The organism is Streptomyces atratus, from assembly GCF_040655115.1.
In the GTDB taxonomy this organism is placed as follows: Bacteria; Actinomycetota; Actinomycetes; order Streptomycetales; family Streptomycetaceae; genus Streptomyces; species Streptomyces atratus_D.
Genome location: NZ_JBFAJH010000028.1, coordinates 74,001 through 86,305, shown reverse-complemented (window position 1 = coordinate 86,305; position 12,305 = coordinate 74,001). Strand labels below are relative to the sequence as shown.

Sequence of the window (12,305 nt, the reverse complement as noted above, 5' to 3'; positions counted from 1 at the left end):
CGAGGGCGAGCACGGCAAGAAGGGCCACCACGGCGACGACGAGGGCGAGCACGGCAAGAAGGGCCACCACGGCGACGACGAGGGCGAGCACGGCAAGAAGGGCCACCACGGCGACGACGAGGGCGAGCACGGCAACAAGGGCCACCACGGCAACAAGGGCGACAAGCCCCGCGGCGGCGTCCACACCGGTGGCGGCGCCATGGCCATGACCGTGGCCAAGGAGTGGCAGCCCGGCAACGACTCCGACGACCACTCGAAGAAGGGCGGCTACGGCGACGGCGGCGGTGACGACGAGGGCGGCTACGGCGGCGGCGGTGACGAGGAGGGCGGCTACGGCGGCGGCAGGGGTGGCGACCAGGGCGGCAAGCCCCGCGGTGGCGTCCACACCGGTGGCGGCGGGACCGCCATGACCGGTGGCGGTCTGGCCGCCGGTTCGGCGCTGCTCATCGGTGGGCTCGGCGTCGGTGCGTACAAGGTGCGCCGCCGTCAGGCCACGGGCGGCGCGGTGGCCTGAACGAACTGAACCGCTGACCGGCCGCGCAGCTGTCGCGGTCGCCGCCCCGCGGGGCGGCGACCGCGGCGGCTGCGTTTCCCGGTTTCGCTGACCGGCCGAGCACCAACCGACAGGTGCCACAAAAAGAACAGAAGAAAGGCACTCCCCCATGGCCGCCCCGCAGTCATCCGATTCGCCCCCCTCCCGGCCTGGCTCCCCCGCCATCGGCCGCGCCCTGCTCTGGCCCGCGGCAGCGGCAGGGCTGGGCCTGCTCCTGATCTACAACTCCCTCGGTGTCTCGGACGACAACAAGCCGTTGACCACCCCCGCGGTGCTCGCACCCGCCGTCCCCGGGCCCGGTGTTCCCGGGGCCCCCGCACCCGCCGCCCCCACTGCTTCCGCCGCTCCCTCGGCCTCCGCTTCCCTCCCGGGGCTGTCCATGCCCCACTCCGAGCCGAAGCGGCTCCGGATCCCGATGATCGCCGTCGACGCCCCCTTCACCCCCCTGTCCATCGGCCCGACCGGACAGCTCAACGCCCCACCGCCCAACGACAAGAACCTGGTCGGCTGGTTCAAGGACGGCGCGACGCCCGGTGAGCGGGGCGCGTCCATCGTCGCGGGTCACGTCGATACGACGACCGGCCCTGCGGTGTTCCTGCAGCTCCAGTTCCTGAAGCCGGGCGCCACGGTCGACATCACGAGGGCGGACGGCAGCGTCGCCTCGTTCAAGGTCGACTCGGTGGAGACCTTCAGCAAGGCGAACTTCCCCGACAAGCGGGTGTACGCCGACACCCCGTCCGCCCAGCTCCGCCTGATCACGTGCGGCGGCAACTACGACAGGAAGGCCAAGGACTACAAGGACAACGTGGTGGTGTTCGCCCACCTCGACAAGGCAACGCGCGCCTGAACGACCTGAACTAACGGACGTTCTCCCTCCGTTCCAACTCCTTGAAGAAGTGATGACGGGTATGGCCGCCCGGGATCCCACCGCCACTGCCGGTCTCCAGATAGCCCTGCCGGAGGTAGAAACCGGGCGCCTGGAAGGACATCGACGAAACGATCACGGAGGTGCAGCCGCGCGCCAGAGCCTCGTCCTCAGCTGCTCGCACCAACCGGGCGCCCCACCCCTCGTGACGCCGGTCGGCCCGTACCCACACCTCGGAGATCCCGGCGCACCCGCCCCAGGTCCAGCCGACCAGCCCCGCCACCAGGTCACCCGCCTCGTCGGCGACCCGCACCGAGAGCCCCCGGTCGTCGTGGGCGCCCGTCGCGTTGTTGTTGAAGGCGGTCAGCTCTTCGCTCAGCCGGGCGGAGAGCTCCGTGTCCTCCGCACCGACGCGCAGGTTCACGCCCGCGCTCCGTCCCGTCGTCATGGAGCAGGAGTGTGCCAGCTTCGCTGGTCCTGCGAAACCGGAATGTGTCCAGGTCAGGGCGGCCTCGAGAGCTGTCTCTCCCTCGCCCCGTCAGGAGGGGCCCCGGGGCAGGCCCTCCAGCGGTCCGGGCCCGGAGAAGAACGCCTCGGCGGCCGCGCGGTCCGCCGCCACCCCATCCGCGAGGGCGCGCCCCTCCACCTCGGCAGGTGCTGCCGCCCTCCCGGGGCGGACGCTACAGCCAGCCCTTCTCGCTCGCGATGCGCACCGCTTCCGCCCTGTTGCGTGCCGCCGTCTTCTGGATCGCCGTGGACAGGTAGTTGCGGACCGTGCCCTGCGAGAGATGCAGGGATGTGGCGATCTCCGCGTTGGTGGAACCGTCGGCCGCCGTGCGCAGCACGTCGCGTTCTCGTTCGGTCAGTGGGCTCGCGCCGTCGGCGAGCGCGGCGGCCGCCAGGGTCGGGTCGATAACGCGTTCGCCGGCGAGCACCTTCCTTACAGCTTCCGCGAGTTGGGACGCCGGGGCGTCCTTCACCAGGAACGCGTCCGCGCCCGACTCCATCGCCCGGCGCAGATAACCGGGGCGGCCGAAGGTCGTGACGACGACGACCTTCACGGCCGGGAGTTCGCGGCGCAGCACGCCCGCCGCTTCGATGCCGGTCATTCCCGGCATCTCGATGTCGAGGAGGGCGACATCGACGGCGTTCTCGCGGGCCGCCGCGAGGACCTCGTCACCCCGGGCGACCTGGGCCACCACCTCGATGTCGGGTTCCAGGCCGAGCAGCGCCGCGAGGGCCTCACGCACCATGGACTGGTCCTCGGCAAGGAGGAGTCGGATCATGCTCATTCACCGGATCCTAGGCCGGTTCCGAGCGGAACACTGAGGGTGAGGATGAAGCCTTTACCGGAACCGGAACCGGAACCGGTGGCCCGGGTGGTGAGCGTGCCGTCGACCGTGGCAAGTCGTTCGCTGATGCCGGTGAGGCCGTTGCCCGCCTTCGTGCCGGAGCCGCCCCGGCCGTCGTCCGTCACCGTGAGTTCGAGGACCCGGCCGTCGAGCGTCTGGCGGAGGGTGAGGGTGACCGTGCAGCGGTGGGCGCCGCTGTGGCGTACGACATTGGTGACGGCTTCCCGCAGCGCCCAGGCGAGGACCTCCTCCGGCTTCTCGGGGAGTTCGTCGGGGGCGTCGGTCGGGATGTCGGCGGTGATGCCCGCGGCGGCGAGTGCGGTACGGGCCCCGGCCAGTTCGCCGAGGAGCGTGGGTCGCCGGTAACCGGTGACCGCACCGCGTACGTCCACCAGCGCCTGGCGGCTGACCTGTTCGATGTCGGCGACCTGGAGCGCCGCCTGGTCGGGGTGGTCGGGGAGCATCCGCCCCGCCAGCTCGCTCTTGAGCGTGATCAGGGACAGGGAGTGGCCGAGCAGGTCGTGCAGATCGCGGGCGAGCCGCAGCCGCTCCTCGTTGGCGGCGAGCTGGGCGACGGTGGCGCGGGCCTCGCGCAGCTCGATCGTCGTACGGATCATCTGCCGTACGCCGGTCATGGCGAACCCTCCGAGCAGTGCGGGGAAGACCAGGGCGGTGAGGACATCACGCGGGTGGTCGCCGGTCAGACCGATGCCGACGAGTACGGCGGTGACGACGGGGATCAGCCACCCGGCGGTCCGCACGGGGAGCGTGGCCCCGACGGTGACGGAGACGTACACGAAGAGGACCAGCCAGGAGGTGCCCAGCGTCAGGGAGAGGACGACTGCCAGGGCGCCGAGGAAGGCGATCGTCACCCCGACCCGGCGGCGTTCCAGCGCCTTCGAGGTGTGGCGGAAGACCAGGACCAGGTACGTCCCGACGAAGACCACCAGACCGAGAGCGCCCAGCGTGGAGGCCCACGGGGTGTGGTTGCCGTCGGTGAGGTCCTTGACCGGGGCGCTCATGAACGCGAGCCAGATGCCGATCCAGAGCAGCTTGACGCCCACCTGACGGCGCTTGGTCGGCGGGCGCCCGATCCCCACGAACGTCTCGTCGTCGTTCACGCCTTCAGGGTGTCCTTCCGGTAGAGCCAGGCCGCGCCGCCCGCGAAGAGCAGGAAGTAGACGCAGAGGATGGCGATGTCCTTGGTGTGCGGCGAGCCGCCCATCTCGACGGCCTGGCCGAGTGCGGCGTACGCGTGGGTGGGCAGCCACTCGGAGATGTTCTGGAGCCACTGCGGGAAGGTCGCGCTCGGCATCCACAGACCTCCGAGGATCGACAGACCGAAATAGATGATCATGGTGATCGGGCGGACCGCGTCCCCGCTGGCGACATAGCCGATGGCGACCCCGAGCGCGGCGAAGACCAGCGAGCCTGCCCAGATGACCCCGACCAGCGCGAACCACTGCCAGGTCTCCATCCGTACATGCTTGACGACGGCGGCGACCAGGAACACGACCACGATGCAGGGCAGAGTGACCATCGCGGCGCTGGCGATCTTCGCCAGGACGTAGCCGCGGCTGGGCAGCGCGGTCAGGCGCAGCTGGCGGACCCAGCCCTTCTCGCGCTCCTTCGCGATGCGCTCGCTGTTGCCCATGAGGACAGCGGTCAGCGCGCCGAAGGAGGCCATCGAGACCATGAAGAAAGCCTGCAGGGTCAGATCGGTGTGCGGGACCCTGTCGGTGGTGTTCCGGGTGCCGGAGATCAGCAGGTAGATGAACGACGGATAGATGATCGAGAAGAACATGAACTTCTTGTTCCGCAGGGTGCGGGTCACTTCGAGCTTGATGAGCGCCCACGAGAAGAAATTCAGCATGCGGTCCTGGCCTCCTCGGCCTCGGTGATGGCGACGAAGGCCTGCTCCAGGCCGAGTCCTGCGACTTCGAGTTCGCGCGGGTAGAGGCCGAGCGCGTAGACCGCGTGGACGGTCGCGTCGGCGTTGTGCGACTGGATACGGACCCGGTTGCCGCCGATGTCGAGCGCGGACAGGAACGGCAGGCCGCGCAGGGCCGATTCGTCGACCGCGCCCTCCAGTTCGAACGAGATCCGGCGGGCTCCGGCCTTCGCCTTGATCTCGGCGGCGGTGCCGTCGGCGAGGAGCCGGCCCTTGTGGAGGACGAGGACGCGGTCGGCGATCGCGTCGGCCTCTTCGAGGTAGTGGGTGGCGAACAGGACGCTACGGCCCTGCTCGGTCTGTTCGCGCATGGTGGCCCAGAACGCCTGGCGGGCGGTGACGTCCATACCGGTGGTCGGCTCGTCGAGGACGATCAGGTCATTGGCCCCGGCGGTGGCGAGCGCGAACCGTACGCGCTGCTCCTGGCCTCCGGAGAGTTTGTCGACCATCCGTCCGGCGATCGACGTGATGCCCGCGCGAGCCAGCACGTCGCCGACCGGATGCGGCCGCGGGTGCAGATCACAGGTGAGCCGGACGATCTCCTCGACGGTGACGTCCTCCATCAGGCCACCGGTCTGCAGCATCGCGCCGACCCGGCCCTTGGCGATCGCCTCCTGCGGGGACGCGCCGAAGAGCCGGACCGTGCCGGAGTCCGCGGTGCGCAGACCGAGGAGCAGGTCGAGGGTGGAGGACTTGCCGGCGCCGTTGGGGCCGAGGAGTGCCACGGTCTCGCCGGGGTGCAGGTCGAGGGTGAGCCCGTCGACGGCGCGTACGTCTCCGTACGCCTTGCTGACCTGATCGAAGCTGACCACTGCGGCGTGCGCGGTGGTGGCTTCGGTGGCTGTCGTCGTCATGCGTCCAGCCTGGCGGAGTGGGGTCTGGGCCCGGCAGGGTCACGGGTCGTGAATCAGGGATGACAGATGTCATGTCCTACGCATGACGCCGCCCCCCGGAACGGAGGACGGCGTCATCGGGATCCGTGCTTCGGTGGTGCTATCCGTTGCCGTCGAGGGCGATCGTGGCGGTGCGCTCGGCGGGGGTCCCGCCGAGCAGCGCGGTCTGCATGGCGTGTGCCACGTCGTCCGCACTGAGCTGGTGCTTCTTGCCGTCACCCTTGGTGATCATGATGCCGTCGAAGACGCCGTCACAGAGGGTGTCGATCGCGGTCTTGTTGTAGACCTCGACCAGCCGGCCGTCGACCGCCTTCATGGAAAGGATCTGCGGCAGCGACTTCGCCGGTCCGAACTGGATCTGCTTGGACCCTGCCTTGATCGTGATCAGGCCGGACATCGCGGGCTTCGCGAAGTCCTTCATCGCGCGGTCCAGTTCGGCCTGGGCGATGGTGGGCTGGCGGGTGGTGACCGGCAGTTGGACCGTGGCGGCCTTGCCCGTCTGCACCTGGGCCCGGTACGCGTCCCGTACTGAGATCATCGACCTGTTGACGTCCAGTGTCTTGCCCACCTTGCCCGGGACCGCGACGGCCTTGCCCGGCTCGAACTTGATCGTGCCGTCGTTGGCGGAGCCGGAGACACCCGCCAGGTCCGTCAGCGCGACCCCGAGCTTCTCCTCGTCGACCGGGATCACCGGGTCGGCCTTGCGCTCGGCGCCGAAGAGGGAGCCGATCACCGAGACCGGGTTGTAGTCGCTGCCCGCGGCGCCGCGCACGGTCTCCACGCTGTCCAGCGCGAGACCGGCCTTCTCCGGGGCGAGCTTCGCGTTCTTGCCGTCGACGGACAACTGGAGAGGGGCCTTGGCGCGCTCGCCGAGAGCCGCGTCCAGCCTGGCGACGCCCTGCTCCTTCGTGCCGCCCCCGATGTCGACGCCGAGGACGGTGGTGCCCTTGGGTACCTCGGAGTGGTTCAGCAACAGCCCCGCGCCGTACGCGACACCGGCCAGCACGACGACGCCCGCACCGAGCAGGACCAGCTTCGAGCGGCCCTTCTTCTTCGCGGGGGCCGGGGCAGGGCGGACGGGGGCGGGCGCCTGGGCGGCGGGGCCGCCCGGTACTGCCGGTCCGCCGCCCATCGGGTCGTTCGGGTTACGGGGCGGCAGGTCGGCGCGCGGACCGGGTCCGCCCGGTCCGCCCGGTCCGCCCGTGTTCGGGAAGAGGGACGGGGCGGACGGCGAGCGGTGCTCCGGCGGGACGACAGGGATACCGCTGTTGACCGTCTCTCCGGAGACATGACTGCCGGGGCCCGGCGGTGCGAACTGCGGTGTGAGGACGGCCGTGTCGTCGGACATCCTCGGGGGTGCGCCACCGGGAGCACCGGGGGCGGACGGTCCGCCGGGACGCGCCTGGCCGGGACCTGCCGGGCCGGGACCTGCCGGGCCGGAGCCGGGGCGGGAGCCGTCCGGTCCGCCGAGGTTCGGGGTCAGGGACGAGGTGCCGGTGACCGGGCCGGCCGTGGGGCCGGACGGGCTCGGCGTACGCACACCGGGATTCGGCGTGGCACGCGGCTCGCCCGGGACCGCGGAGCCGTCACCGGGGCGGGGTGCGCCCTGGTCGCCGGCGCGCTGCGGTCCGTCCGAGAAGTACGGCAGATCGGCGCGCGGTGGAGTGGGAGCACCGGATCCGGTACCCCCGCCCGCACCGGCGGATCCGGAAGCGGCGCTGCCGGCCGGGCCGACCGCAGCGTCGACCACCGACGTGTTCGCCGGCGCCTTGCGCGGAGCGAACCAGTCGCCGCCGCTCTTCTCCCTGGCCGGCTTCTCGGCGCTGGGGTCCGCACTCGCGTCTCTCGCGTCGGCGGCCGGTCCGCCCGGTGTGCCCGGCCCGCTCGACACACTCGGCGCGCCGCCGGACGCGGGCGCGCCCGGGCGCGGTGTGCTGCCCGTGCGCTCACGCGTGGCGTCCGCGTCGGCGTCACTCACCGGCGTACGCATCACGACCGGCGGGATGGGCCGCGAGCCGGGGATGTTGATCCGGATACGCGTCGTCAGCGTCGTCTCGGTCCTCGGCTCTTCGGACTGAGACGGATCCGCAGGCTCCGGGGTCTCCTCCGGGGCGTCCTGCGAAGGGTGCAGCGACGGATACTGGCGTGATCCGTACGGCGGCGTACCCGAGGGATACGCGGCTCCCCCGCGCCCCTGGGGGCCGGTGGACGAACTGTCAGTTTCACGACTCAAAGCAGGTTCTCCCGATTGGCTCCGCCGCCCGTACTTCCCCCGTGCCGCAGGCCAGGGGACGGCTCGGCGCGCGAACCACCATACTGGCCGCCACCGCCAGACTCCCCGCGACCGGGGGAAACGGCGTGCGCCTCCCGGACGGACAGGGGGCATGAGGGGATCGGACGTGGCACTTTACTTGCCAGGTCGGCCGTTGTCGGCGCCCTGTTGGGGCGACCGCGACATGGTGGCACACATCACAGCGACGACCATCCCGCCCAGCATGAAAAGGGTGAGGCCCAGTTCGTCGCCGAAGACATAGTCGCCCTCGGGCCGTCCGCCGAGGAGAACGATGACCGAAATCAGCCAGCCCGCGGCGGGCGCGAGGGCGCCGATCTGGGTCCCGATGAGCAGGCCGCCTCCGTAGAACAGTCCGCCGCAGGCCACCAGCGCGAGCAGCAAACCGGCCGGGAACCAGGCGGCTTGGACGAACGCTCCCGCGAGCCCGACCAGCGCACCGAGGACCGCGAGGCCCAGGTAGGCCCCGATGCGGCCCGGGTTCAGGGGTGCGGCGAGACCGGTGGGCACGGGCTCCCGGGTCGGGGCGTCGGTGCGGGGCTGACGCTTCTTGCCACTGCTCATGTCCGTGCTCCCGACTCCGCTCCGGGCACGTCCTCCGCACGTGATGTACCCGGTACGCCCCGTACGCCCGTGAAGAGATCGTGTTCCCGGGCACCCGCGGGCGCTCCGGACGTTCCGCGAACCAACTCGTAGTACTCGGTGGTGAAGACGGGCTGACCCAGATCGTTCGAGAGGGCGAAGAACGGGCCGTCCACGGCGATCTGGGTGCGGTGCGCCCGCATCGCCGCCGACTTGGCCGCCGCGTGGGCGGCACCGTCGATCTCCGCGGTGATCCGGGTGTCGTTCACCACACCGGGTACGTCGTCGATCGCGGCGATCCCCGGGAAGGCGTCGGGAGCCGTCGCGCGCAGTCGTGCGAAGGCCTGTTCGGCGACGGACCGCGGCACCCGGTTCCAGTAGATCTTGTCGATGGCGTGCGGGGCACCGAGCTCGCTGCGGTACGCGGGGTCGGCGGCCAGGTCCGCGGCACGCATCGCGACGCGGTGCGCCTGGATGTGGTCGGGGTGCCCGTACCCGCCGTCGGGGTCGTACGTGACGAGGACCTGCGGGCGTACCGAGCGGATCACCTCCACGAGGTACCCGGCCGCGTCGTCCACGTCCGTGTTCCAGAAGGCGCCGGGGCGGTGGTTCTGCTCGGCGCCCATCATTCCGGAGTCGCGGAACCGGCCGGGTCCGCCGAGGATTCGGTGGTCGGTGACCCCGAGCTCCTTCATCGCGGCGGCGAGTTCACCGATGCGGTGGTCGCCCAGGGTGTCGTCCCGGTCGGCCGCGAGATGGGCGAGTTCGGGCGGGATGACCTCGCCCTCCTCGCCGCGCGTACAGGTCACCAGGGTGACCTGGGCGCCCTGGGCCGCGTACAGGGCCATGGTGGCGCCGTTGTTGATCGACTCGTCGTCGGGGTGCGCATGCACCAGGAGCAGACGACGGCCGGGAAGGTCCGTCATGGGACCCACCCTACGAGCCGACTGCCCTGCGGGCCGACCGCGGAGAGGGTTGGGCACCCGAAAGACAGACCCCGGATCAGAACTTGATGCCGCCGATCATGCCGGCAACATTCGTGGTCACCTCCGAGATGGTGGGTGCGATGGACGAACTTGCGAGATAGAAACCGAGCAGCATGCAGACCACCGCATGTCCGCCCTTCAGTCCGGATTTCCGGATCAGCAGGAAGACGACGATCGCCAGCAGCACCACCGCCGAAATCGAGAGTGCCACGGCGGTTCACCTCCATCAGTACGGTCGGGACGGGCAGCACACATGGAGCCAGCAGGTTCATACCCACCGAGCGCTACGGATCATAACTATCCGTGCCACCGCATTGATCGGGGCACAGCAGCACAAGGGGCGCACGACCGGGCGGTCGGGCGCTATGTCCGATTCCCCGCACCCTCCGATCAGGCCCTAGGGTTCGGGGGTATGACCTCGCAGAAGCTCTCGTTTCCCCGTCAGCACGCCAGAACGCAGCGGTTCACCCTCGGCGCTCCGCGTGCGTTCACCGTCTCACCGGACGGGGAGCGGGTGATCTTCCTCCGGTCGGCCTCCGGCACGGACCGGACCAACCGGCTCTGGGTGCTGGACCTGGCGGACGGCTCCACGCCGAAGGAGCGGGTCGTCGCCGACCCCGAGGCGCTGCTGGGCGGTTCGGCGGAGAAGCTGTCCGCGCAGGAGCGCGCACGGCGCGAGCGGAGCCGCGAGGGGTCTGCGGGGATCGTCGGCTACGCGGTCGACTCCGCGGCCGAGTTGGCGGCGTTCGCGCTCTCCGGGAAGGTGTACGTCGCCGAGTTGCGCGCCGGGACGGCCCACGCGCTGCCGGTACCGGGTCCGGTGCTGGACCCGCGTCCGTCGCCCGACGGGCGCCATGTCGCGTACGTGTCGAAGGGCGCACTGCGCGTCGTGGGGGCGGAGGGCGACGGGGACCGGGCGCTGGCGGAGCCGGAGGGCGCGCACATCTCGTACGGTCTCGCGGAGTTCATCGCGGCCGAGGAGATGCAGCGCTCGCGCGGCTTCTGGTGGTCGCCGGAGTCGGACCGTCTGCTGGTCGCACGGGTCGACGACAGTGCGGTGAAGCGGTGGTGGATCGCCGACCCCGCGCACCCGGACCGCAAGCCCGCCGAGGTCGCGTACCCGGCGGCGGGGACGCCCAACGCGGAGGTGCGGCTCCTGGTGACGGACCTGGACGGGGCCCGTACCGAAGTGGTGTGGGACCGGGCCCGGTATCCGTATCTGGCGCAGGTGCACTGGTCGTCCGACGGCGCCCCGCTGATCCTGGTGCAGGCCCGTGACCAGCGCAGTCAGCTCTTCCTCGCGGTGGACACGGAGAGCGGTGCGACGCGGACGGTTCATGTCGACGAGGACCCGGTGTGGCTGGACCTGTTCCCCGGGGTGCCCGCGTGGGCGCCGGACGGGCGGCTCGTGCGGATCGTGGACGAGGGCGGGGCGCGGGTCCTCGCCGTGGGCGACCGGCCGCTGACCGGGGCGCAGTTGCAGATCCAGGCGGTCCTGGACATCGGTGAGTCGGACGTCCTGGTGTCGGCTTCGGCGGGCGAGGACGCGACGGAGCCGGAGATCGGGCAGAGCCATGTCTACCGGGTCAACGAGCTGGGCGTGGAGCGGGTCTCCGAGGGCGCGGGGGTGCACTCGGCGGTCCGGGCGGGCGAGGTGACCGTGCTGGTCTCGGCGTCGCCGGAGCGGCCCGGCACGGAGGTGCGGGTGCTCCGGAGCGGCAAGCAGGTCGCGACGGTCGCGAACCACGCGGAGGAGCCGGTTCTCACGGCCCGGGTGCAGTTCACCGAGGGGGGCGCACAGCGGATTCCGTGCGCCGTACTGCTCCCCACCGGCTATCAGGAGTCGGATGGTCCGCTTCCGGTCCTGATGGATCCGTACGGTGGACCGCACGCGCGACGGGTCGTCGCCGCGCACCATCCTCACCTCACCTCGCAGTGGTTCGCCGACCAGGGCTTCGCGGTGGTCGTCGCGGACGGCCGCGGCACTCCGGGGCGCTCCCCCGCCTGGGAGAAGGCGATCAGGGACAACCTGGTCCTCACTCTGGACGACCAGGTGGAGGCGGTGCACGCACTCGCCGAAAGGTTCCCGCTGGATCTCTCCAAGGTGGCGATCCGCGGCTGGTCGTACGGCGGCTACCTCGCGGGCATGGCCGTGCTGCGACGGCCCGACGTCTTCCACGCGGCCGTCGTGGGAGCTCCGGTGACCGACCTGCGGCTGTACGACACCCACTACACCGAGCGCTATCTCGGTGACCCGACGACACAGCCCGAGGTGTACGCGTACAACTCGCTCCTCACCGACGAGGGGCTGTCCGAGGCCGCGGACCAGGTCCGGCCGATGATGATCATTCACGGGCTGGCGGACGACAACGTGGTGGTCGCGCACTCGCTGCGACTGTCGTCGGCGCTGCTCTCGGCAGGGCGGCCGCACGAGGTGCTGCCGCTGAGCGGGGTGACGCACATGACCCCGCAGGAGCAGGTTGCGGAGAATCTGCTCCTGTTGCAGGTGGACTTCCTGAAGCGGGCGCTGGGGCTGGACAGGTAGGGGCCCGGGCGCCCGGCGAGGCGCCCTGTCCTCGGTCTCCCCCCATGGCCTCGAAGGAGCCTCAAAGGCCTGGGGGCGCCCTAGACGGCTTCCGCCGACCGGGGCGGGCCCTACCAGCCCGGTGGGGGCCGGGAGGGCGGCGGGGGCCCGAACACGCCGGGCTGCGGGTGGCCGTAGCGCTGGTCCTGGGGAGTGGGGGCGGGGTGTTGTCGGGGAAGCCTCTGCGGGCCAGGGCCGACAGCACCACCGCTCCCGCGATCGTTTCGAAGAACCACGTCAGTACCCCCG

Annotated in this window: 12 protein-coding genes; 3 read left to right on the top strand and 9 right to left on the bottom strand. The window is 71.1% G+C overall.

What is annotated here, in order from left to right:
• Both AB0I23_RS26060 and AB0I23_RS26055 read left to right on the top strand, forming a co-directional pair.
• On the top strand, positions 1-514 hold a 514-nt coding region (locus tag AB0I23_RS26060), incomplete at its 5' end, for a hypothetical protein (RefSeq protein WP_359112723.1).
• A 148-nt stretch (positions 515-662) separates the two neighbouring features.
• Positions 663-1,400, top strand: a complete 738-nt coding sequence (locus AB0I23_RS26055) for a class F sortase (RefSeq protein ID WP_359112721.1) — start codon at positions 663-665, stop codon at positions 1,398-1,400.
• A 10-nt stretch (positions 1,401-1,410) separates the two neighbouring features.
• Here AB0I23_RS26055 and AB0I23_RS26050 read toward each other — a convergent pair whose 3' ends face one another.
• The 9 genes from AB0I23_RS26050 to AB0I23_RS26010 all read right to left on the bottom strand — a co-directional run bounded on the left by AB0I23_RS26050 (position 1,411) and on the right by AB0I23_RS26010 (position 9,683).
• Positions 1,411-1,866 (bottom strand): GNAT family N-acetyltransferase, encoded by a 456-nt coding sequence (locus AB0I23_RS26050; RefSeq protein ID WP_359112719.1) that lies wholly within the window; start codon positions 1,864-1,866, stop codon positions 1,411-1,413.
• 232 nt (positions 1,867-2,098) lie between these two features.
• Positions 2,099-2,710, bottom strand: coding sequence for a response regulator transcription factor (locus AB0I23_RS26045; protein WP_359112717.1), 612 nt, complete (start codon positions 2,708-2,710; stop codon positions 2,099-2,101).
• Positions 2,707-3,891: a sensor histidine kinase gene (locus AB0I23_RS26040; RefSeq protein WP_359112715.1), complete on the bottom strand. Its 1,185-nt coding sequence runs from the start codon at positions 3,889-3,891 to the stop codon at positions 2,707-2,709. The genes AB0I23_RS26045 and AB0I23_RS26040 overlap by 4 nt, the downstream gene beginning before the upstream one ends.
• Positions 3,888-4,643: an ABC transporter permease gene (locus AB0I23_RS26035; RefSeq protein ID WP_359112713.1), complete on the bottom strand. Its 756-nt coding sequence runs from the start codon at positions 4,641-4,643 to the stop codon at positions 3,888-3,890. Before AB0I23_RS26035 ends, AB0I23_RS26040 begins: the two co-directional genes overlap by 4 nt.
• Positions 4,637-5,575, bottom strand: coding sequence for an ABC transporter ATP-binding protein (locus AB0I23_RS26030; protein ID WP_359112711.1), 939 nt, complete (start codon positions 5,573-5,575; stop codon positions 4,637-4,639). The genes AB0I23_RS26035 and AB0I23_RS26030 overlap by 7 nt, the downstream gene beginning before the upstream one ends.
• A gap of 139 nt (positions 5,576-5,714) precedes the next feature.
• The gene (locus AB0I23_RS26025) at positions 5,715-7,847 is read right to left on the bottom strand and encodes a hypothetical protein (protein ID WP_359112709.1); all 2,133 of its coding nucleotides are present in this window, start codon (positions 7,845-7,847) and stop codon (positions 5,715-5,717) included.
• A 174-nt stretch (positions 7,848-8,021) separates the two neighbouring features.
• A complete protein-coding gene (locus tag AB0I23_RS26020) occupies positions 8,022-8,468 on the bottom strand; it encodes a DUF6113 family protein (protein WP_359112706.1) in 447 nt (148 codons plus the stop codon).
• Positions 8,465-9,412 (bottom strand): N-acetyl-1-D-myo-inositol-2-amino-2-deoxy-alpha-D-glucopyranoside deacetylase, encoded by a 948-nt coding sequence (gene mshB, locus AB0I23_RS26015; RefSeq protein WP_359112704.1) that lies wholly within the window; start codon positions 9,410-9,412, stop codon positions 8,465-8,467. Before mshB ends, AB0I23_RS26020 begins: the two co-directional genes overlap by 4 nt.
• Before the next feature lie 76 nt (positions 9,413-9,488).
• On the bottom strand, positions 9,489-9,683 hold the full coding sequence (locus AB0I23_RS26010; protein WP_359112701.1) for a hypothetical protein: 195 nt from the start codon (positions 9,681-9,683) through the stop codon (positions 9,489-9,491).
• Positions 9,684-9,884: 201 nt separating this feature from the next.
• Here AB0I23_RS26010 and AB0I23_RS26005 point away from each other — a divergent pair, with 201 nt between their 5' ends.
• Positions 9,885-12,017 (top strand): S9 family peptidase, encoded by a 2,133-nt coding sequence (locus tag AB0I23_RS26005; protein ID WP_359112699.1) that lies wholly within the window; start codon positions 9,885-9,887, stop codon positions 12,015-12,017.
• Positions 12,018-12,305: the final 288 nt, after the last annotated feature.

Excerpts from the sequence above, each read along its gene's own strand:
- AB0I23_RS26005 (WP_359112699.1), top strand. The coding sequence starts at position 9,885 with ATGACCTCGCAGAAGCTCTCGTTTCCCCGTCAGCACGCCAGAACGCAG.
- AB0I23_RS26020 (WP_359112706.1), bottom strand. The coding sequence starts at position 8,468 with ATGAGCAGTGGCAAGAAGCGTCAGCCCCGCACCGACGCCCCGACCCGG.
- AB0I23_RS26035 (WP_359112713.1), bottom strand. The coding sequence starts at position 4,643 with ATGCTGAATTTCTTCTCGTGGGCGCTCATCAAGCTCGAAGTGACCCGC.
- AB0I23_RS26050 (WP_359112719.1), bottom strand. The coding sequence starts at position 1,866 with ATGACGACGGGACGGAGCGCGGGCGTGAACCTGCGCGTCGGTGCGGAG.
- AB0I23_RS26045 (WP_359112717.1), bottom strand. The coding sequence starts at position 2,710 with ATGAGCATGATCCGACTCCTCCTTGCCGAGGACCAGTCCATGGTGCGT.
- AB0I23_RS26055 (WP_359112721.1), top strand. The coding sequence starts at position 663 with ATGGCCGCCCCGCAGTCATCCGATTCGCCCCCCTCCCGGCCTGGCTCC.
- mshB (WP_359112704.1), bottom strand. The coding sequence starts at position 9,412 with ATGACGGACCTTCCCGGCCGTCGTCTGCTCCTGGTGCATGCGCACCCC.
- AB0I23_RS26030 (WP_359112711.1), bottom strand. The coding sequence starts at position 5,575 with ATGACGACGACAGCCACCGAAGCCACCACCGCGCACGCCGCAGTGGTC.